Below are 21,698 nucleotides of genomic sequence, written 5' to 3' on the forward strand. Positions count from 1 at the left end.
ACACTTCTTCCCGGGGCTCTTCACCCCATCAGGTGACTCAATTCCCTGGTGGCCGCACCAGTCCCTTCCCGTAGGCGTAACGCACGGCCTGCGCACGGTCCTTGAGGCCCGTCTTGGCGAACAGGTTGTTGATGTGTGTCTTCACCGTCGCGGTGGAGACGTGCAGTCTGCGGGCGATCTCCTGGTTGCTGAGTCCTTCGGCGATCAGCACCAGGACCTCGGTCTCCCGCCCGGTCAGCCCGTCGGGCGCCTCCGTGGCCACGGCCGCCGGTTCGGGCTGCGACAGCCTCTCCAGCAGCCGCCGTTGGATGCTCGGCGACAGCCCGGCGTCTCCCGAGAGCACGCTGTGCACCGCCCGCACGATCTCGTCGCCGCCCGCGTCCTTGGTGAGATAGCCACGGGCGCCGGCCTTCAGCGCCGGGAACAGCGACTCGTCGTCCGCGAAGGTGGTGAGCACCACGACCTGCGTCCCCGGATACTCGGACCGGATCCGCCGGGTCGCCTCCACGCCGTCGCAACGCGGCATCCGCAGATCCATCAGCACCACGTCCGGAGCGAGTTCGGCGACCAGGCGCACCGCCTCCTCCCCGTCCCCCGCCGCGCCGACGACCTCCACGCCGGACAGCAGCCCGAGAAGCATCACGATGCCCTCCCTGACCACGGTCTGATCGTCGGCGACCACCACCCGCGCCGGCTTCGTCTCACCCTCTGTCATACGGGCACCCTCAACGTCACCGCGAACCCCTCGTCGTCACGCCCTGCCTCCAGCGACCCGCCCAGCAACTCCGCCCGCTCCCGCATACCGAGCAGACCGTATCCGCTGCCCGCGCCGGTGAGATCGCCGGGACGGCCGCCCGTGTCCCTGACGTCCAGGGTCACTTCGTGCTCCTGATAGTCGAGCCGCACCCGGACCTTGGCACCGTGGGCGTGCTTGCGGACGTTCGTCAGCGCCTCCTGCGCGACGCGCCGCACCGTCTGCGACGCCTCCGCCGGCAGGCCCCTGCGTTCGCCCGTGACGGTGACCTCGGCTCCGTCGGTCGACGCGACGATCTCCGTGAGGAAATCCTCCAGCGGGGTCATCTCGCCGCGCAGGGCGGACAGTGCCTGACGGGTCTCGGCCAGTCCGTCCCGCGCCATTCCCCGGGCTGCCACCACCCGTTCGAGGATCTGCTGCCGGTCCGCCCCGCGCTCGATCAGCAGCCGCGCCGCCTCCAGGTGCACCATCTGAGCCGAGAGGCTGTGGGCCAGCACATCATGGATCTCCCGCGCGATCCTGGTCCGCTCCGCCAGCGCCGCCGACTCCGCCTCGGCCGCTCTCGCCGCGCGCTCCTGGGCCAGCAGCCGCTGCGCGTGCCCCCGGGCCTCCGCATCGAGCCGCATCACGTAGCCGGCGAGAGCCAAACCGACGACCGTGGCCACGGTGGTCAGCCACACGTCGTTGTTGACGGCGGAGAAAGAGGCCAGGGCGACCGTCGTGACGGGTACCGCGACGGCGATCGGCAGCCGCTCCAAGGCCGAGATGCCGCAGCCGCACCAGATCACCAGGGCAGGCCCTCGGAACCCGCTGGCCTCCGCCACCACCGCGATGGCCAGGAGAACACCGATGAGGACCAGGGAGGGCAGGAGCCGGTGGCTGTAGGTGGTCCGGTAGAAACCCCAGGAGGCCACCGCGGTCACGCCGACAGCCGCCACCGCCGCGACGATCTCCCAGCCGCGGACGTGCGACTGGTTGAAGGCGCTCCACAGCAGCAGTCCGAGGACCACCAGACGCACGGCCCAGGCGAGCGTGCGCCGGGGCTGGGAGATCCCCGCGCGGCCCAGCGCCTCACGCGAGGGCCAGCGCGTCCAGACGTTCTCCGTCACACGCCTTCCTTCCTGGTGACCCGGGCCATGCCGTCACGGTACGCCCGGGCGGGTCCGCTCGCGGGGGCTGTGGAGGGAAGGGGCCGAGCGCGCCAGACCAGGATTCCGGCGCGGACGAGAAGGGTGACCGCCAGTCCGAGCATGAGGGCCGCGCTGTTCTGGTGGACGCCAACGAGCGCGCCGAGGCCGACGAGACCGATGCGTACGGCTATCCCGAGGAACCAGACCATCGCACTGGCCTTGGTGCTCTTGGTCCAGACAGCCCCGTCGGGCTCCGTCCACACCCGCGTGGTCCAGGCCCACGCGGCGCCCATACCGAGTCCCACCAGGAGTTCCGCGCCGAGCAGCAGGGCGGACTCGGTGCGGTGGTGGGTGTCGAGTATGCCGGGATCGCGCAGCGCGACGACCCCGAGGATCACCGGCAGCAGCCACCAGCGCCGGCCGGTGTCGATCCGGCGGGCGCGGAACTGGCGCACGATCACCACCACGACGACTGCCACGATCAGCAACGCGTTGACGAGCCCGGCCATCAGAGCCTCCGTGAGCGGGAAGGGGCGGTGCCGGGAGCGGGAGCTGCCGACACCACAGACGCTACGGAAACGCGCAGGTCAGCAGATCGGAGTGCGGGTGGATCACGGGTGGAATCCAGCGAGCGGAATCTCTCCACCCGCGGGTGGAGAGCCCTGCGGAGAGCTGCATCGGGCCGCGCGGAGCCGTGCGGGGACGATGGCGCCGTGGTGGTGCCCGTGGCGGGCTGCCTGATGCCCGTCCCGGGCTGTGAGGTGACGTGCGGAGCCGTCGGCGCCGTGTGCGGCTGCGCCGATCCGGCGGCTGGTACGAGGCTGCGGCCGACGCTGCCGGGAGGCGGCTGCGAGTCGCCGGGATCCCGGTAGCCGGAGCCGCTGTGATTCGGGGGGGCGGCCGGGCACCGGCCGGGACACGGTCGCCCCGGGCGGCTCGGCGCGGCGCGCCCTCGTCACGAACGCGCGCCGCCCTGGTCCCCTCCCCCACACTGCCGGCGTCCCACCCGGCCCGCTGTCACGGGCCAGGTACGACTGCTACGCGTCGATCCGCGACCGGTCCAGCGTCGCCGCCGAGCCGGAGATGAACTCCTTCCGCGGCGCCACGTCATTGCCCATCAGCAGGTCGAAGACCTGCTCGGCCGCTTCGAGGTCGGAGAGGTTGATCCGGCGCAGGGTGCGGTGACGCGGGTCCATCGTCGTCTCGGCCAGTTGGTCGGCGTCCATCTCACCGAGACCCTTGTAGCGCTGGATGGAGTCCTTGTACCGGACGCCCTTGCTCTGGAACTCCATGAGCTTCTCGCGCAGCTCGCGGTCCGAGTACGTGTACACGTACTTGTCCTGGCCCTTCTTGGGCTGGACGATCTCGATGCGGTGCAGCGGGGGCACCGCGGCGAAGACCCGGCCGGCCTCGACCATGGGCCGCATGTAGCGCTGGAACAGCGTCAGCAGCAGGCAGCGGATGTGGGAGCCGTCCACATCGGCGTCGGTCATCATGATGATTTTGCCGTAGCGGGCTGCGTCGATGTCGAAGGTACGGCCGGAGCCCGCTCCTATGACCTGGATGATCGCGCCGCATTCGGCGTTCTTGAGCATGTCGGTCACCGAGGACCGCTGCACGTTGAGGATCTTGCCCCGGATCGGCAGCAGCGCCTGGAACTCCGAGTTCCGGGCCAGCTTCGCCGTACCGAGCGCGGAGTCTCCCTCGACGATGAAGAGCTCGCTGCGCTCGACGTCATCGCTGCGGCAGTCGGCGAGCTTGGCCGGCAGGGACGAGGACTCCAGGGCCGTCTTCCGGCGCTGCGCGTCCTTGTGCTGGCGGGCGGCGATGCGTGTCCGGGCGGCCGCGACGACCTTCTCCATGACCACGCGGGCCTGCGCGGCGGAGTCCCGCTTGGTGGAGGTCAGGAACGCCTTCAGTTCCTTGGTGACCACGTTGTTCACGATCCGGCGGGCCGCCGAGGTGCCGAGGACCTCCTTGGTCTGCCCCTCGAACTGCGGCTCGGCGAGGCGCACGGTGACGACGGCGGTCAGGCCCTCCAGGGCGTCGTCCTTGACGATGTCGTCCTCGGCGACGCGGAGCAGCTTCTTGGCGCGCAGCACCTCGTTGAGGGTCTCTCGCACGGCCTGCTCGAAGCCGGCCATGTGGGTGCCGCCCTTGGGCGTGGCGATGATGTTGACGAACGACCTCAGGGTCGTGTCGTAGCCGGTGCCCCAGCGCAGCGCCACGTCGACGCCGAGTTCGCGGGTGACCTCGGTGGGGGTCATCTGGCCGTGGTCGTCCAGGACCGGCACAGTCTCCTTGAAGGTGCCCTGTCCGGAGAAACGGAGGACGTCGCAGACCGGCCTGTCGGTGGCCAGGTACTCGCAGAATTCGCTGATGCCGCCGTCGAAGCGGAAGGATTCCTCGCCCTTGCTGCCGTCCGCTCCGAGACCGTACTCGTCCCGTACGACGATGGTCAGGCCGGGCACCAGGAACGCGGTCTGGCGGGCCCGCTGGTGGAGGATCTCCAGGGTGAGCTTGGCGTCCTTGAGGAAGATCTGGCGGTCGGCCCAGTAGCGCACGCGCGTGCCGCTGCGGGTCTTGGGGATCTTCTTGGTCTTGCGCAGCCCGCTCTTGGCCTCGAACTTCGCGTCCGGGCCGTCACCGGCGAAGGCACCGGGGACGCCGCGGCGGAAGCTGATGGCGTGCACCTGGCCGCCGCGGTCCACCTCGACGTCGAGCCGCGCGGAGAGCGCGTTGACCACCGAGGCGCCGACGCCGTGCAGGCCGCCGGAGGCGGCGTAGGAGCCGCCGCCGAACTTGCCGCCGGCGTGCAGCTTGGTCATCACGACCTCGACGCCGGACAGACCCGTCTTGGGCTCGAGGTCCACGGGGATGCCTCGGCCGTTGTCCCGGACCTCGACGGAGCCGTCGTCGTGGAGGATGACCTCGATGTGGTCGCCGTAGCCGCCCAGGGCCTCGTCCACGGCGTTGTCGATGATCTCCCACAGACAGTGCATCAGACCGCGACTGTCGGTCGAGCCGATGTACATACCGGGGCGCTTGCGCACTGCCTCGAGACCCTCGAGGACGAGCAGGTGCCGCGCGGTGTAGTTGGAGCCGTCCCGGTCTGCTCCTGCCAGCAGCGCTGTGGACGGCACGGACGTATCGGCGGTCACGCGGTTCGCTCCTCGCTGAATTTCAGTGGAGCCCCTTTTGGGTAAGGGGCCGGCTTCGGTCGCCGTTCAGAGGGTACCGAGGCCTGGTAGAGCCGTTGTAACGCCACCCTCGTCGTGAACTCACAGTAGTCCAGGGTCGCATACGTGTTCGATCCCTCGATGGAGTGAAGTACATATCACGTTCCCTTCGAGGCATGAACCATTTAGGCTCCGGGCACGTCCTCACAAACAACCGGCAACCCGGCCGGGAGGATGAGATCGATGAACCGCGCGAACCCGTAAGCACCGAAGACGACGCAATACGGCACATTCGCCGCCAACCGGCAGCAGACGGCCACCTCGGAAGAATATTTTTCGAGGAGAAGCCCCGAGCGGGAACGTTTTCGGGCTGGTTGGATGTTGACCCTGGTACGACAGCTCGTCGAGCTAGAGAAGAGGCGACGTGACTACTGTTCTGACCCCCGCGAGCCACCTGACGGCCGCCGATCGCTGCGACCGCTGCGGCGCCCAGGCATACCTGCGCGTCGTGCTGCTCAGCGGCGGAGAACTGCTCTTCTGCGCCCACCACGGACGCAAGTTCGAGCCGGAACTCAAGAAGATCGCCGCTGAGATACAGGACGAGACGGAGCGGCTGACGACCGTTCCGAACACCGACTCCGAAGATGAGCGCTGACCTCTCGCACACACGACGAGCCAGCTCCGGCCCAGACCGGTGAACGGGCGGCCGCTCCCCCAGGGGAAGCGGCCGCCCGTCGTCATCTGCCCGCAGCGGCCCTCAGGAGGGCTCCTGCGGGCTTCGGGAGGCACTGAAGGACCCGTCGGACCCCAGCGCCCTCACGACCTCGGAGACGCGCGTGTAGACACCGGGACTCCCCGGGCGCCCGCAGCCGCTGCCCCACGACACGAGGCCGATCAGCCGCCCCTTCGCCACCAGCGGTCCCCCGCTGTCGCCCTGACAGGCGTCGGGGCCGCCCAGGGCCTCCCCGGCGCACACCATCGAATCCGCCCGGTAGGTGCCGTCGACCCCGCCGGGGTAGGCGCGCTCGCAGGTCTCGTCGGGCAGCACGTGGACCTCCGCCGCATACAGCCGGCGCGCGTAGTCGCCGCCGCCCGTGACGTCACCCCAGCCGGAGACCAGGGCGGCGGTGCCGGGCAGGTAGCCGGCGTCGCCCTCGGCGGCCATCTTGACGACGGCGTCGGCCGGCAGCTGGCGCGCGAGGGTGAGGACCGCGAAGTCGCCGGTGTTCGCGTCGGCGTCGTACCGCGGATTGACCCGGGCGACGGTCACCGGGATCTCCTGGCCCTGCGTCGACAGCAGGTCCGTGCGGCCCGCGATGACCTTCAGGTCTCGCACCGGGCCGCCGGGCCCTCCGATCACGTCGTCGGCGAGGCAGTGGGCCGCGGTCAGCACGGTGGTCCGGCCGATCGCCACCCCGCCGCAGAACTGGCCCGCCCGGGTACCTCCGAACCGGTCACGACTGGACAGCGCGATCGTCCAGGGAGCCTGCGAGACGTCAACGGGGAACCCGCCGACGACCACGCTGTCGGCAACGGCCGGAGGTGGGCCGGCCAGCGGTATCACGGCGCCGACGGCCGCCAGGATCAGCGGTCGGATCAAGGCCGGGGCAATGGGACGGCGCATGCACGTTCCTCACTCTGAGTGGTATCAGGAAACCCAGAGTCATCCAGCGCACCGCGGCCCGCAGCCCGAAGGCCCGGCCCCCCAAGGGGAGACCGGGCCTTCGACGTCGTACGACCGCGACCTAGTCGAGGTAGTCGCGCAGCACCTGCGAACGCGAGGGGTGACGCAGCTTCGACATGGTCTTGGACTCGATCTGGCGGATGCGCTCCCGCGTGACGCCGTAGACCTTGCCGATCTCGTCGAGGGTCTTCGGCTGGCCGTCGGTGAGACCGAACCGCATGGAGACGACACCGGCCTCGCGCTCGGACAGGGTGTCCAGCACCGAGTGCAGCTGCTCCTGCAGGAGCGTGAAGCTGACGGCGTCGGCGGGCACGACGGCCTCGGAGTCCTCGATGAGGTCACCGAACTCGCTGTCGCCGTCCTCGCCCAGCGGGGTGTGCAGGGAGATGGGCTCACGGCCGTACTTCTGGACCTCGATGACCTTCTCGGGGGTCATGTCGAGTTCCTTGGCCAGCTCCTCCGGGGTGGGCTCGCGGCCCAGGTCCTGGAGCATCTGGCGCTGCACGCGCGCGAGCTTGTTGATGACCTCGACCATGTGCACCGGGATACGGATGGTGCGGGCCTGGTCGGCCATGGCGCGGGTGATCGCCTGACGGATCCACCAGGTGGCGTACGTGGAGAACTTGTAGCCCTTGGTGTAGTCGAACTTCTCGACCGCGCGGATCAGACCGAGGTTGCCCTCCTGGATGAGGTCCAGGAACAGCATGCCGCGGCCGGTGTAACGCTTGGCGAGGGAGACCACCAGACGGAGGTTGGCCTCCAGGAGGTGGTTCTTGGCACGGCGCCCGTCCTCGGCGATGATCTCCAGTTCGCGCTTGAGCTTGGGCGCGAGCTTGTCGGCGTTGGCCAGCTTGTCCTCGGCGAACAGACCGGCCTCGATGCGCTTGGCGAGCTCGACCTCCTGCTCGGCGTTGAGCAGCGGGACCTTGCCGATCTGCTTGAGGTAGTCCTTGACGGGGTCGGCGGTGGCGCCGGCCGCGGCGACCTGCTGCGCGGGCGCGTCGTCCTCGTCCTCGTCGGACAGGACGAAGCCCGCGCTCTCGGTGCCCTCGGGCTCCTCGCCGCCCGCCTTGGCCTCTTCGAGGACCTCTTCCTCAAGAAGCTCGGCGTCGTCCTTCTTGGCGGCGGTCTTCTTCGCCGGCACCGCCTTCTTCGCGGCGGTCGCGGTCTTCTTCGCGGCGGCCTTCTTGGCGGTGGGAGCGGCCTTCTTGGCGGCGGCGGCCCGCTTCACGGACGCCTCCTCCTCAGCCGAGTCGTCGGCTGCCGAGGCGGACACGACGGGAGCGGCAGTGGCCTTCCTGGTGGTCACCGCCTTCGCCGCGACGGTCTTGGTGGCGGTGCGCTTGGCCGGACTCTTCGCTGCGACGCTCTTTCGGGTGCGCTTGGGCTCCGCGGCACTGACCATCAGCGTCACACCCTCTTCCTCAAGGATCTGGTTGAGGCTGCGCAGTACGTTCTTCCACTGAGTGGCCGGAATCTGGTCAGCTTCGAAGGCCCGACGCACATCGTCGCCGGCGATCTGCCCCTCAGCCTTTCCCCGCTCAATGAGAGCCATGACAGAGACGGACTCGGCGATCTCCGGCGGGAGCGTACGGGATGTGCTGGCCGACACGAACAACCTCTCGGAACGTTGGAAAACGGCTTCCGGCCCCGTCCTGGACGGACCGGAGCCGACCGCCGGCTTGGGGATGGGCCGACGGCGCGGGCGGGGGGTCGGGAAGATGCACAGCGCCATGAATGGCGTCCGTATTCCTTCCGCGACTGTCACCTATTAGGTCATCGCGCTGTTCGCAAGAGCGTTACGCCCAATCTACGTGGCCCGAGTCACACCCCGTAAGCGTTCAAAAACGGTCAGACATGGACAGAGGTTGTCGTTGATGATCTCTCCGGGCCGTTCGGACGACTGCTCGATCACCGTACGCCCGTTCCGGAGCCCGCTCCCCCGCGCCGTTCGACCGCCCTCACCGCCGCCTCGCGGGCGCCGAGTCGTTCCCCCCGCCGGACCCCGCCGGAGCCCTGAGGGATCCGGCGGGGTCCGACGGAAGCGGGATCCCGGGCCGACGGCGCCGCCGTGGCGCGGAGCCGACCGGGTGCACCGCTCTCAGCGCGGGTCAGTGCTCACGCGGGGCGGGAACCACGCGCTCGACCTCGGGGTGGACGGTCAGCAGCTGACGCATGGCCGACTCGGCCACCGTGCCGTCGCCCGTGCCGAGCGCGTCGACGATCCGCGCGTGCTGGGCCAGGGACGTCTCGTTCGGCCGCTCGCAGCCGGTGACGGGACCACCGGAGACCTGAAGGGCCGACGAGACGATGCCGGAGAGGTGCTCCAGCATGCGGTTGCCGGCGATCTGGATGAGCATCGAGTGGAACTCGGCATCCGCGCGCGAGAACGTCAGCGCGTCGCCCTGTGCCATCGCGTGGCTCATGATCTCGACCATGTCGGACAGGCGCTGCTGGACGTCCTCGCGCCCGTGCCCGGCGGCGAGGCGGGCCGCGAGCGGCTCGATCGTCCAGCGCAGCTCGTTGAGCTCACGGCGCTGGTCGTCACGCTGCGGCCCGAAGGCCCGCCACTCGATGATGTCGGGGTCGAGGAGGTTCCAGTCGCTGACCGGACGCACGCGCGTGCCGACGTTCGGACGCGCGCTGACCAGCCCCTTCGCCTCCAGCACCCGGAGGGACTCACGGACGACGGTGCGGGAGACCTCGAATCGCTGGCCGATCTCCTCGGGCACCAGCGGGCGGTCCGCGCCCAGGTCACCCGAGACGATCATCTGACCGAGCTGTTGGACGAGCTGACCGTGCAGTCCGCGGCCGCGGCTGCCCGCGGCGCGTCGGCCCACACGGCCGAGCTCCGGCTCCGGGCCATCCCAGGAAGGCGGACCGACCCGATCGGTGACGGGGGCATCCACGTACGGATAGCGGTCGAGTTCGCCCGGGCCGACCAGACCAGAGTCTGCGGAGCGGGCGGCGGTCATCATGGTGTGCGCAAGGGTACTCACGGATCCTTTGTCGGCGTTGCCTCCAACTCCCTTGAGGTCTTTGGTGAAAAGCACACGAAAGGGTGATCGCTCACCCCATCGCAATTGACGCCTTATCAGAAAGAAATGGCCTTTCTGCGGGGAGTTGTGCGCGCGGGAGGATCGGAAGCGCTCGGTCCGTGGTCATCGGAGCCTGGTCCGCAGGGTGGTGGCCAGGTACGCGCACAGCAGTGCCGTCAGCGACAACGTCATTGCGCCGCCCACGGGTTGGGCCACCACCCGGACCGCAGCGACCAGATATCGCTCGCCTCCGAAGGGCCACTGCAGCAGCAACATCTCCCTCATCCGCACCGGGAGTCCGGCGGCCATCCGCGCGCCTGACCCTTGCAGCGCCTTGTGTACGACGGGCACGACGAGTACGGGTACGGCGAGCACCGCGGCGAGGCCGGCCGTGGTGGACCGGAAGATGCCGGCCGCGAGGACTCCGGCCCAGGCGCAGCCGACGACCAGTCCGAACCAACTTGCGGTCATCGGAAGCCAGTCCGCGGGAACCTTCGCGAGTTCTCCGCCGTAGACGAGATAGAGCATTTCGGCGTCGCAGCCGAGGGTGAGGAACGAGAGCAGGACGGCGGTGGCTCCGGAGACCGTCAGTTTCGCGGTGAGCAGCCCCAGCCGGCGGGGCACGGTGCCGCGGTCCGCCGCGAGCGCGGGGTGGCGGAACTCGTCTCCGAAGGCCAGTGCGCCGAGCAGCCCGGCGCCCAGCGCCGCGGGCGGCAGCGGCAGTTCCCGCGGCCAGGCGGCGAACAGCCGGGCCTGCGGGGTGTGCCCGAGCCGGGCGAGCAGAACGGCGACGAGGGCGGACACCGCCAGGACGGCACCGCAGGTGACGAAGCCTGCGCCGATACCGGCGGCCCGACGGAGTTCGTAACGCAGGGGACGGAGCGGTCCGGAGGCGGACCGTACGTCGATGGCAGGCGGGAGCTGGGACGAGTCGTGCGGCGCGGCGGCCGGGGAGCGCCAGGCGGCTTCGGTCGAAGCGGAGGTGGTCACGCCGTCGCCGGCCTGTGCCGTCCGCCGGAGCTTCCTGGTGAAGACCTTGGCGATCAGGGCTTCGCGGGCGTGCGGCTGGTCGACAGGAGGCTGAACGGGAGGGGCTTCGGCGGTTTCGGCGGGAGTCGGCGTCTGCGGGGAGGCGGGGCGGGCGGAGGAACCGTCCTGGAGCGGGCGGAACGACGATCGCGGGGACACCGCGGAGCCCTGCGGCCGGGCGGTCGCGGTGGCTGCCGCCGGGTGAGCGGCGGAGGCGGCGGCCGTCCGCGCGGCATCGGCGGCGGAGGGCGGCTGGGCGGGGACCGTGGCGGAGATCAGTTCGGAGGCGGCGGCGTGGTTCGGGGACTCGGATGCCGTGGCCGAGGCAGCGGGCGATGGCTGTGCGGTCGACGCGGACCGGGCAGCAGCGGAGACGCTTGCGGTCCGGGCCGCGACCGTGACGGCCGGGGTCTCGTTGTCGTCTGCGGCGTCGGGGTGTTCCGCGTGCGAAGACCCGGCCCCGGCCGCCGTGTCGTCGGCGCGCACGAGGGGGGCTCCGTGCGGCTGCCGCTCCGCTGCGACGGAGTCCTGCGCCGGGTGCGAGACCGGCTCGGTGCCCGGTTCCTGGTCGGTGGTGCCCGACGGGCTCACCGGCCTCGGCCCGTTCGACGTGCGCGGCTGCGGGGTGACCGGCGAACCGCAGGTGTCCTGCCGTCGATCGGCGCCGGGCGTGTCCCGTGGGTCCGCTTCCGGTTTCTCGCCGACGGCCCGGTGCTCGCCCATCGCGACCTGCTCGGCCGCATCCGGCTGCCGCCGCGCCACCTCCGGTGCGGCGTCCGACGACTGCTTTGCCCCCGCGCCCGCCCCCATGTCGCCCACCTCGTCGGCGAGTTGGTGAACGAGGATGCCGTGGCGGAACGCGGCCTCGCCGACCTCCGCCGTCGTGCTGCCGTACACCGACAGGCGGTTGCCGCCTTCGCTGACGACCTCCACCGAGCGGTGCGCCGTGCGGGCCTCCTTGGTGAGGAGGGCGGCGAGCCGGGCCGCGTGCGGGCTGCGAACGGCTACGCGCGGGCGCAGGCGGGTGCGGGCGAAGTCGGTGGCCTCCTGGTCGGCGACGAGCCTGCCGGCCTCCAGGGTGACCACTCGGTCGGCCGCGCGAGCGGCCTCCTTGGGGTCGGAGGTGGCGAACAGGACCGTGCCTCCCTGCGCGGCGTGCGCCCGGAGCATGCGGTGCAGCCACTGTCCCTCCCGGCTGGAGAGACCCTGAGCGGGTTCGTCCAGGACGAGGGTGTGCGGGTCGGGCAGCAGGGCGCACGCCAGGCCGAGCCGGCGGTCCACACCGCGCGACAACGTGCCCAGGCGCTCCTCGCGCAGGCTGACGAGCCCGACCGCTTCGAGTACTTCGTCGGCACGCCGGGCCGGGACTCCGGTCGCCGCGCACAGCATGCGCAGATGCCCTCGGACGGAGCGGGCCGGGTGGCCGGGGACGTCACCGAGGAGAACGCCGACCTCACGTGAGGGGTGGGCGATGCGGTGCAGGGGGCGACCCTTGAAGTAGGTGAGTCCACGGCCCTGTTGGAGTTCGAGCATCAGTCTGAGCGCCGTGGTCTTTCCCGCACCCGCCTCGCCCAGGAGTGCGGTGACGCGGCCCGCGCGCGCTTCGAAGGTCACGTCGTCGACGGCGGGCGGGTGCGCCTTACGGGGATTGCTGGTCAGTCCGAAGGCCTCGATCACCTTAGGGAAGATAGCGCGGAATGACCGTTTTTCCAGTTATGGAAGGGTTTAATCTCGGCGGTGTTCGCGCGGTCGGGCGGTCAGACCTCCGGACGCAGCATCGGCGGGTTGAGGAGAGTGGCACCACCGGCGCGGAAAAGCTGGGCCGGACGGCCTCCCTGACGGGTCGTCGTGCCGCCGGTGGGGACGAGGAAGCCGGGGGTTCCCGTCACCTTGCGATGGAAGTTGCGCGGGTCGAGCGCCACGCCCCACACCGCCTCGTAGACCCGGCGCAGTTCACCGACCGTGAATTCGGACGTACAGAACGCGGTGGCCAGGGACGAGTATTCAATCTTGGAACGGGCGCGCTCCACTCCGTCGGAGAGAATCTGGGCGTGGTCGAAGGCGAGCGGTGCGACGGGCTCACCGTCCCCTTCGTAGCTGGACTGCGCGAGCAGTTCCTCGACCGGCGCCCAGCGCGCGTTGCTGGCGTCGCCGCCCGCTCGGGGTGCGGGCAGGTCGGGAGCGAGGGCGAGATGGGCCACGCTGACCACGCGCATCCGGGGATCGCGCTTGGGATCGCCGTAGGTCGCCAGTTGTTCCAGATGGGCTCCGCCGTCCTGGGCGGAGGCCGCCGGGTCATCGGCGCGCAGCCCGGTCTCCTCCGCGAGTTCCCGCGCCGCCGCCTGCGAGAGATCCTCGTCGGCCCGTACGAAGCCGCCCGGCAGCGCCCAGCGCCCCTGGAAGGGCTGCTCGCCTCTGCGTACCGCCAGCGCACACAGGGCGTGGCGGCGCACAGTCAGCACGACCAGGTCCACGGTGACGGCGAAGGGCGGAAAAGCTGACGGGTCGTAGGGCATGCGGTGATCATAGTCGTCTGCCTGACGATAAACACTCCCTTCGCAGCTCGCTTCGACAGCTGATCCACTTCGCTCCGGTATGCCCCTCCCGGTTCTTTCCTGCGGCCGTCCGCACGCGGCAGCCGCCCGTCCGTCGCCGCCGCCGCGTCGCTCAGGTCGGCTCTGGTCACGCCCCCAACTGCAGGCCGTTCGCCGCCTCCTCGACCATGGCAAGGCCCAGTCGGCTGACCCGTATCGCGAACGGTGCGCCGGCCACCCGCAGGCCGGTCAGCCCCAGTTCGCCCAGCGGTGCGCTGCGGACGGGCCGGAGGGTGACGGTCCCGGCCGGGACATCGGGACGGATACCGGCGAGCGTGGTGAGGAGCAGCACCCCGGAGGCGGCCGCCGTCGCCGCCGGGCGGCAGGCCGCGGGATGCGGAAGGGGGGCGCTCCCGTCGGTGCGCTGCTCACCGGCGAACATCTCGGGCAGCCGGTGGCCGAAGTGCTCGGCCGCTGCCAGCAGGCCGCGCAGCAGCCCGCTCGCCTCCTTCTCGTAGCCCGCGGCGGCCAGTCCGGCGACGGCGACTGCCGTCTCCTGGACCCGGACGGCTCCGGCTCGGTGGCCGAACGGGTTGTGACCCGCCTCCTTGGCCCCGAGTCCGCGCAGCCCCCATCCCGAGTCCATGGCCGGACCACCGAGCAGCCGGGCGAGCTGTTCGGTCTGCGCCTTGTCGAGCAGGCCGACGGCCGGTTCGCCGGCGCCGAGCAGGCCGGTGTCGAGCAGATGGACGGCGGCGGAGCCCAGGTGGGTCAGGGGCCGGCCGTCCGATGTCAGCGCCGCCACCGGGCGGCCGCCGCCTCTGTCCGCGGTCCAGAAGTCCGTCCGGAACGCCGCTCTGAGCTCACTCGCCCACTGCCGCAGCCCGGTACCGGCCGGACGGTCGTACACGTCGAGGAGATCCGCACCGAGCAGCGCGGCCCGGTGGGCGTGGGCCTGGGTCTCGCAGCGCGCCGGGCCTTCCGGCTGCGGGTCGCGGAGGTAGAGGCGGTCGCCCACTGAGGCACGCAGCCACGTGAGGCAGCGTTCGGCCGCGGGCAGCAGTTCCCGGATCTCCTGGTCCGGGAGCCCCCATCGGCGGGCCTCCGCCAGCAGTACGGGAAAGAGCAGCGTGGCCTCCGTGCCTGTACAGCCAGGAGGCAGATGCGCTCCGGCGTCGCGGCGCGGGCCGGGGATCATTCCCGCCTGCGGTCCCGGGCCGCGCAGCTGGGTGCGGGCGAGGGTGCGCAGGGTGCCCGCGGCGAGTCGGGTGCCCAGGGGCAGGGTCATCCGGGCGGCGGCGAGTGCCTCGGCCGGGGCCAGACCACAGCGCCAGGGCGCCCCGGCCCCGAGGTAGGTGTCGGAGGGGTGGGCGGGGTCGCGGAGCAGCAGGGCCTGGAGATCCTCGACGCTGGTCCTCAGGAGCGCCGCGGCTCTCGGGTCGTCGCCGGTGGCCCTGGCGGGTGCCAGCGGGTTGGTGGCGGCGCGCCCCACGGCCCTCAGCGGACCTGTGCTGTCCGCACGCACCCGCAGTTCCACGCTCACCGTGCCGCCCGGTGGCAGTTCGAACTCCCAGCGCAGCAGCCCCGCGGACGCCAGTGCGTCGGCCGGTGACGGGTCCGCCGTGACGGACGACGTTCCGGTGGGGGTGCTCCAGCGCAGTCCGGAGGCGTGGACGCTGGCGGCGACTTCGGGGCTGGGACCGCCGGAGGCGATGGCGCTCAGCTCCGCGAGGTCGGTACCGAGGGCCACCTCCAGAGGGAGACGCAGTGGGTGGCGCGCGGAGCTGCGCAGGGTGATGCGCTCGGTGCCCTCGGCGTGGCGAACGCGTTCCACGACGACGTCCGGATCCGGGCCTGCTGCCGGGGAAACCCGCAGGGCACCCACGAAACGGGCACGGTCGGCGCCCGTCATGCGCGCCAGCACCGGGAGCGGTTCGCGCCCGGCGACCCGGACCTGACAGCGTGCGAGCAGTCGCCGTCCGGCCCGGTAGAACCCTTCCAGGCCGTGGCCGTTCAACTGGCCGTGCTCCGTGGAGATGGCGAGGCCGGGCAGCGCGACGCAGATCAGCGCGGTGTGCGTCGGCGGCAGGCCGCCGGCCGGCCCCGGGCCCTGAGCACTTTGACGGGGCTGTGGGGGGCCGGGACGAGCGATGCGGCCGCGCGGCTGTCCCGGAAGGCTTTCCGCGGCGGCCGGGAGCCGGGGCCGGGGCCCGTCTCGGAATCGATGCGCGTCGTCGGCGACGGAGGGCTGAGTCAGGTGCTGCATGGAAGGCTCCTTCCGCGCTCCGTGCGCCCGGGACGTGCCGGGCGCCGGGCGGAGGGCTCCGGAGGAACAAGGGACGGGCGGCGGCACGACCCGTCCAGGCGTTCCGCCACTCAGGTGAACGGCGCAGGGCTCCTCCTGGTCACGCACTCGCCCGCCGAAGCCGGTCGGACGGCAGTGCGAGGCTGCACCCGACAGGTCGGTTCGCCGCTGCCTGCGGGCGCCGAGGACCGACGGTCCGCCACCGCGCCGGCCGAGAGGCGAGTGCTCGCGGAACCGCTCCGGTCCGACGAGAATCCGTGCCCAGCGACCGACAGCACCGCCCCAGGTCCGTCCCTGTGCCGCCCACGATCGACCCCCGTTCATTCGTCCTCCTCACCGCGGCCCTTACGGGCGGGTGAGTCCTCCCTCGCGGCCCGGCCGCCTCGGAGGGGGGTCTTGTCCGCATTTCGGCTGCGCGTGCCCGCGCCGGGTCCGGACGACCCGGGGTGGGTACGGACGGGTCCCGCTCCTGTCGGGCGCGGGCGGGACCTCTGCGGCCGCGGCAGCCGCGAATCGGGGGCGCCCTCCGGGCGCGGACGGCGGCGGCGTCGGCCTCCGGGCACGGCGGGCGCGGCCGGATCGAGACCGTCGACCGGATCGAGACCATCGGCCGGTTCGACCCGATCGGCCGGGTGTCGGGGGTCCTCGGCGTCGACCGCGACCGTGGCGTCGGCGGCTGCCGCGCTGTCCGCCGGCTCGCGGGCCGTGGATCCCGTGCGCAGGCAGCGGCGGATCGACTCCGGGTCCAGGCCCTCGTTGCAGGCCTGGTGCAGCAGGCGGGCGAAGAGGTAGTCGGAATCCGCGCCCAGGGCCATCGCCAGCGCCTCCCGCGCCTCCAGTTCGTCGCCGGTCGACCAGGCGACCCAGCCGGCCAGCGTCAGGGGCGCCGCGGCATGTTCGCCGTACGAGCCGACGCAGCGGCGGGCGAGGGCTCGCCACAGACGCAGGGCGGGTCCGGCCTGTTCGCCCTCCATCCAGGCGGCCGCCCGGTCGCGGGTGACGCGGTCCTGCAGTCCGAGGATCAGCCGTGCGGCCTCACCGTGGGCGAGCAGGGCGTCGTCGCGGAGGTCGGCCTGGTGGATGCCGGACACCGGGACCGCCGCCGCGTACCGGTCCATGAGCTGCTCGGCGAGGGCGAGTGTCTCGTCGGCCACTTCCGCGCGCGACGCCTCGTCGAGAATGCGCGGCACCATGGCCATTCCGGCGCGGTCCAGGGCGGTCTCCTGCTCCGGCGCGGCGCCGCTCTCCCAGGGCTGCAGCCTGGCCCGCAGCTCGCGCAGGGTGCCGCGCACCTGGATCCCGGCGTAGGTGGCGGCCGCCGCGAGGACGGAGGTGCCGGGCAGGCCCATGGGCGAGCCCTCCGGAGGACAGCACTCGTCCGCAGGGCAGCAGTACGACCAGTAGCGGCCCTCGGACACGCACAGCGCCTCGATCACCGGTACGTCGAGGCGGCCGCACTCGGTGCGCAGCAGCTGGGCCAGTGGGGCGAGCCGGTGCATGACGTCCCGGCCCGTCTCGCCCGGCGACGGCTCCTGACAGACGTAGGCGACCATCCGCTCGGGCCGGGTCCCGCGCCGTTCGCTGCCTGCCACCAGGCCCTGGGCGAGCTGGCGTGCGGCCGATTCCCAGTCGTCCGTGGTCGCGGGGATGCCGAGCCGGGCACGGCCGCCGAACCGGCCGCGGCCGCCCCGGTCGTGCAGGGCCACCAGCACCATGCTCTCCTCGGGCCGGTAGCCGAGCAGGTAGGGCAGCGCGTCGGCCAGCTCGCCCGGGGTGCGCAGGGTGATCTGAGTGCCGTGGGCGGAACGGCCGAGGGGGTCAGCGGCCCCGGTGATGTCGCCGTTTTCGGAGGGTCCGGCGGTTTCGCTGTGATTCGTCATGCGCCGACGATCTCGCGGATCACCACATTCCGGTTTGCCCTGTGGACAAGTCGTATCAGGGACACGACAAAGCCGTCCCGCTCGTCCTCAGGCCGCCCGGCTGTCGGTCCCGTCCTGTTGTATGGACGCATGGAGCACACGAGCAACGCGGAACTCCGGACGCGGGCGGATGCCGTCCTCGCCCGTCTCGTCGGCGACGACACGGGCGAGGCCCGGTTGCGCGAGGACCAGTGGCGGGCGATCGAGGCACTGGTCGCCGACCGGCGCAGGGCCCTGGTGGTGCAGCGCACCGGCTGGGGCAAGTCCGCGGTGTACTTCGTGGCGACCTCGCTGCTGCGCGCCGCGGGCAGCGGTCCCACGGTGATCGTCTCTCCGCTGCTCGCGCTGATGCGCAACCAGGTCGGCGCGGCGGCCCGGGCGGGCATCCACGCCCGGACCATCAACTCCTCCAACACCGAGGACTGGGAGGCGATCCAGGCGGAGATCGCGGCCGGCGAGGTCGACGTCCTGCTCGTCTCCCCGGAGCGTCTCAACAACCCGGACTTCCGCGACGAGGTCCTGCCCAAGCTCGCCGCGGCGACCGGACTGCTCGTCGTCGACGAGGCGCACTGCATCTCGGACTGGGGTCACGACTTCCGTCCCGACTACCGGCGGCTGCGCACCATGCTCGCCGAGCTGCCGCCGGGCGTGCCGGTGCTGGCGACCACCGCCACGGCCAACGCCCGGGTGACCGCCGATGTCGCCGAACAGCTCGGGACCGGTGGCGGGTCGGACGCGCTGGTGCTGCGCGGTCCGCTGGACCGGGAGAGCCTGAGCCTGGGTGTGCTGCGGCTGCCGGACGCCGCGCACCGGATGGCGTGGCTCGCGGATCATCTGGACGATCTGCCGGGCTCCGGCATCGTGTACACGCTCACCGTGGCCGCCGCCGAGGAGGTCACCGCCTTCCTGCGGCAGCGTGGGCACACGGTGGCGTCCTACACGGGGAAGACGGAGAACGCCGACCGGCAGCAGGCCGAGGACGACCTCATCGGCAACCGGGTCAAGGCCCTGATCGCCACCTCGGCCCTCGGCATGGGTTTCGACAAGCCCGATCTCGGGTTCGTGGTGCACCTCGGCTCGCCCTCCTCCCCCATCGCCTACTACCAGCAGGTGGGCCGTGCGGGACGCGGTGTCGAGCACGCCGAGGTGCTGCTCCTGCCGGGCCGGGAGGACGAGGCCATCTGGGAGTACTTCACCTCGCTCGCCTTCCCCTCGGAGGAGCTGGTGCGCCGCACCCTGGACGTCCTCTCCCGGGCCGCGGGCCCCGTGTCGCTGCCCGCGCTGGAACCGCTCGTGGAACTGCGCCGCTCGCGGCTGGAGACCATGCTGAAGGTTCTCGACGTGGACGGCGCGGTCAAGCGGGTCAAGGGCGGGTGGATCGCGACCGGTCAGCCGTGGACGTACGACGCAGAGCGCTACGCCTGGGTGGCCCGGCAGCGGGCGGCCGAGCAGCAGGCGATGCGTGAGTACGCGGCCACCACGGACTGCCGGATGGAATTCCTGCAGCGCCAGCTCGACGACGAGGGTGCGAAGCCCTGTGGCCGGTGCGACAACTGTGCGACGCCGCGGTTCACCGCGGACACCTCGACCGCCGCGCTGGACGCCGCGCGGGTGGACCTCGGTCGCGCGGGTGTCGAGGTGGAGCCCCGCCGGATGTGGCCGACGGGCCTGCCGGCCATCGGTATCGACCTCAAGGGCCGCATTCCGGCCGGTGAACAGGCAGCGCCGGGGCGGGCCCTGGGACGGTTGTCGGACATCGGCTGGGGAAATCGGCTGCGGCCGCTGCTCGCGCCCCAGGCCCCGGACACGGCCGTGCCGGACGATGTCGCCCGCGCCGTGGTCGACGTTCTGGCCGACTGGGCGAAGGGTCCGGGCGGATGGGCCCCGGGCGCGGCCGACGCGCAGCCGCGCCCCGTCGGTGTGGTCACCGTCTCCTCACGCTCCCGGCCTCTCCTGATCGACTCTCTGGGCGCCCGCATCGCGGAGATCGGCCGACTGCCCCTGCTGGGTTCGGTGGAGTACGCCGGAGAGGCTCCGCATCTCTCGCGCAGCAACAGTGCCCAGCGTCTCAAGGCCCTGGACGGCGCGCTGACCGTGCCCCCCGCCCTGTCCGCCGCGCTCGCCGCGGCCGAAGGGCCGGTGCTGCTGGTGGACGACTTCACGGAGACCGGCTGGACGCTGGCGGTCGCGGCCCGTCTGCTGCGCAGGTCGGGGGCGCGCGGAGTGTTGCCGCTGGTCCTGGCCGTTCAGGGATGACCGGCCCGGTTCTGTTCGCACAGGGGATCGCGTGCGGTGTCCGTACGGGTCCCGCTCGGACGCCGCTGCGTCCTCGGGCGCCTCAGTGGGTAGGGATATAAGTCACGGACCGCCAGATAACAGTCGGTGGCCCCATTTGCTCGTTGCCGCAATCAAGTTCGACAGGAAGAATTGAAGTCCGCTCCCCGCACGGCTCGTCCGTGATCCGGTTGGGCCCTACTGCGGTGCGCGCTCCCCCGAATCCGATCTCGCCCGCTGTGTGGGCGCGTAGCCGAAGGGAGGAACGTGACCTTCGGATTCGCTCCGTCCTCGACAGCATCGTTGTCGACGTCCGCGTCCGCCGCTTCCGCCAGTCGCCTGCTCGAACCGGCGGAGTGGGCCGATGCCGGAATACCGCTGCTGCGCAACCCCCGTGAGGTGGTCAGCGGGCTGCACGCCAGGCACCGTCCCAAGCCGGCGACGGCGATCGTGGCCGTCCTCGACCCGGAGGAACGTCTCTGTGCCAGCGCCTCGTTCATCAGGCGCCCGGCACCCGCCGACGGCTGGATGTTCCGCAACGCGCTGCTGGCGCAGTTGCGCCGGGTCATCCCGCACGACCTGCGCCGCCGCACCCCGGTGCGGACCGCCGTGCTGCTCTACTGCCGCGAGGGGGACGCGCGTTGGACGGAGGAGGACGGCGCCTGGATGTGGGGGCTGCGGGACGCCTGCACCCTGCACGGGCTGCGCTGCGGGTCGTACATCACGCTGACCCGTGACGGCTGGCAGGTGCTCGGCGAGGGACGCGGCGGGCGGCGCCCGAACGCCGACTCGCCTCCCGAACCACTCGCCCTGTCCCAGGCTCCGCCCCTGTCACCGCGCACCGGAGGCGCCGCCTCCGAGGTACTGCGGCGCGCGGCCGCCCGCTGAAGCCGGCCCCCACGCGGGGGCACCGGCCGAGCACGCATCGCCGGGCACGGCCCGAGCGGGCCGCGAAATGCTCGGCGGAATGACACAGCGATCTCCTGGCTCCGGAAGGCCACGGGCTCGTCCGGCCGTTCGGCGGATCCGGCCGGCGCCCATGCTCCGGATCCTCCGCCCGTCGAACAGCCGCGTCCCGGGTGCCCGTGACCCTCGCCAAGTGTCCGGGCATGGCGAAGGCACCACTGTGCGAGTCCGTCACCGAGCACCCTCGGGTACCTCCGGAGTCCCGGAGGCGCCGGGGGTGGCTCAGACGCCGACGCCGAGGACCGAGTTGATCCGCTGCGGGTCGCCGCAGACGATCAGCAGGGCACCGGCCCGCGAGAGGGCCAGCGGCAGGGCGGTGGCGGCGACGTCGTCGGAACCGCCGTTGACGGCGACCACGACGACAGGGCGGGTCGCGGCACGGGAGGCGACGGCGGCGTCCGCGTAGAAGACGTCGTCGCCCGCGTCGTGCTGCGCCCAGTAGGCGGCTTCACCGAAGGACAGCTCGTGGTCGGCCCACGGATGCTGCGTGCCGGTGGTGATCACCAGCACGTCACCGGGAGCACGGCCCGAGTCGAGAAGCAGGTCCACTGCCTCCTCGGCGGAGTCGAGAGCACTCTCGACCGATGCCGGGATCACCTGGATCTGCGGGGCCGCCGCTGCTGCGGCGGGCACGGCCGGGCCGGACGGCCCTGGCTTGGCCATGTCACGCGGCGTGCGCTGCACCGGCGGCGTGGGCCGCAGAGGGCCGGGACGACCGGGACGCGGCGGAGCCACGGGGCGGGGGCCGGGTACGGGGCGGGGGGTCGGCGCGGTACGGCCACTGGCCGAAGCGGCGCGGGGACCCTGGGCACTCTCGTGAATCTGAGGCTCCTCGGGAATGAGAGGCATGAGCTGATATCTATCAAACGTTGGTGCAGGTCACGTG

The 21,698-nt window shown here is 71.8% G+C and carries 15 protein-coding genes; 3 read left to right on the forward strand and 12 right to left on the reverse strand.

Annotated elements, in window-relative coordinates:
* Positions 1–37: 37 nt before the first annotated feature.
* The 4 genes from ACIRQ9_RS29880 to ACIRQ9_RS29895 form a co-directional block, all read right to left on the reverse strand.
* Positions 38–715 carry a response regulator gene (locus ACIRQ9_RS29880; RefSeq protein ID WP_404180166.1) on the reverse strand — a complete coding sequence of 226 codons (678 nt, stop codon included), beginning with the start codon at positions 713–715 and terminating at the stop codon, positions 38–40.
* Complete coding sequence (locus tag ACIRQ9_RS29885) at positions 712–1,863, reverse strand: sensor histidine kinase (RefSeq protein ID WP_404180169.1); 1,152 nt, start codon at positions 1,861–1,863, stop codon at positions 712–714. The genes ACIRQ9_RS29880 and ACIRQ9_RS29885 overlap by 4 nt, the downstream gene beginning before the upstream one ends.
* Entirely contained in the window at positions 1,860–2,393 is a 534-nt protein-coding gene (locus ACIRQ9_RS29890) for a DUF1453 domain-containing protein (protein ID WP_404180172.1), read from the reverse strand. Before ACIRQ9_RS29890 ends, ACIRQ9_RS29885 begins: the two co-directional genes overlap by 4 nt.
* Before the next feature lie 528 nt (positions 2,394–2,921).
* Positions 2,922–5,045, reverse strand: a complete 2,124-nt coding sequence (locus ACIRQ9_RS29895) for a type IIA DNA topoisomerase subunit B (RefSeq protein ID WP_404180175.1) — start codon at positions 5,043–5,045, stop codon at positions 2,922–2,924.
* A gap of 442 nt (positions 5,046–5,487) precedes the next feature.
* Here ACIRQ9_RS29895 and ACIRQ9_RS29900 point away from each other — a divergent pair, with 442 nt between their 5' ends.
* Entirely contained in the window at positions 5,488–5,718 is a 231-nt protein-coding gene (locus ACIRQ9_RS29900; RefSeq protein WP_404180178.1) for a hypothetical protein, read from the forward strand.
* A 102-nt stretch (positions 5,719–5,820) separates the two neighbouring features.
* Here the strand turns inward: ACIRQ9_RS29900 and ACIRQ9_RS29905 are convergent, their stop codons facing one another.
* The 7 genes from ACIRQ9_RS29905 to ACIRQ9_RS29935 all read right to left on the reverse strand — a co-directional run bounded on the left by ACIRQ9_RS29905 (position 5,821) and on the right by ACIRQ9_RS29935 (position 17,533).
* Complete coding sequence (locus ACIRQ9_RS29905; protein WP_404180181.1) at positions 5,821–6,687, reverse strand: serine protease; 867 nt, start codon at positions 6,685–6,687, stop codon at positions 5,821–5,823.
* 121 nt (positions 6,688–6,808) lie between these two features.
* Positions 6,809–8,359, reverse strand: coding sequence for an RNA polymerase sigma factor (locus tag ACIRQ9_RS29910; protein WP_404180184.1), 1,551 nt, complete (start codon positions 8,357–8,359; stop codon positions 6,809–6,811).
* Between the two features lie 499 nt (positions 8,360–8,858).
* Positions 8,859–9,746 (reverse strand): FadR/GntR family transcriptional regulator, encoded by an 888-nt coding sequence (locus tag ACIRQ9_RS29915; protein WP_404180187.1) that lies wholly within the window; start codon positions 9,744–9,746, stop codon positions 8,859–8,861.
* Positions 9,747–9,908: 162 nt separating this feature from the next.
* Positions 9,909–12,491: an ATP-binding cassette domain-containing protein gene (locus ACIRQ9_RS29920; RefSeq protein WP_404180190.1), complete on the reverse strand. Its 2,583-nt coding sequence runs from the start codon at positions 12,489–12,491 to the stop codon at positions 9,909–9,911.
* A gap of 80 nt (positions 12,492–12,571) precedes the next feature.
* A complete protein-coding gene (locus tag ACIRQ9_RS29925; RefSeq protein WP_404180193.1) occupies positions 12,572–13,330 on the reverse strand; it encodes an NUDIX domain-containing protein in 759 nt (252 codons plus the stop codon).
* Positions 13,331–13,496: 166 nt separating this feature from the next.
* A complete protein-coding gene (locus ACIRQ9_RS29930) occupies positions 13,497–15,614 on the reverse strand; it encodes a glycogen debranching N-terminal domain-containing protein (protein WP_404180196.1) in 2,118 nt (705 codons plus the stop codon).
* Positions 15,615–15,973: 359 nt separating this feature from the next.
* Entirely contained in the window at positions 15,974–17,533 is a 1,560-nt protein-coding gene (locus ACIRQ9_RS29935; protein ID WP_404180199.1) for a DUF4192 domain-containing protein, read from the reverse strand.
* Between the two features lie 129 nt (positions 17,534–17,662).
* Between ACIRQ9_RS29935 and ACIRQ9_RS29940 the strand changes: the two genes are divergently transcribed.
* Both ACIRQ9_RS29940 and ACIRQ9_RS29945 read left to right on the forward strand, forming a co-directional pair.
* Entirely contained in the window at positions 17,663–19,828 is a 2,166-nt protein-coding gene (locus tag ACIRQ9_RS29940; protein WP_404180202.1) for a RecQ family ATP-dependent DNA helicase, read from the forward strand.
* A gap of 285 nt (positions 19,829–20,113) precedes the next feature.
* Entirely contained in the window at positions 20,114–20,734 is a 621-nt protein-coding gene (locus ACIRQ9_RS29945; RefSeq protein WP_404180205.1) for a hypothetical protein, read from the forward strand.
* 300 nt (positions 20,735–21,034) lie between these two features.
* Here ACIRQ9_RS29945 and ACIRQ9_RS29950 read toward each other — a convergent pair whose 3' ends face one another.
* A complete protein-coding gene (locus tag ACIRQ9_RS29950) occupies positions 21,035–21,661 on the reverse strand; it encodes a hypothetical protein (RefSeq protein ID WP_404180208.1) in 627 nt (208 codons plus the stop codon).
* Positions 21,662–21,698: the final 37 nt, after the last annotated feature.

Origin of the sequence: Streptomyces sp. NPDC101237, from assembly GCF_044767465.1 — a bacterium.
GTDB lineage: Bacteria > Actinomycetota > Actinomycetes > Streptomycetales > Streptomycetaceae > Streptomyces > Streptomyces gramineus.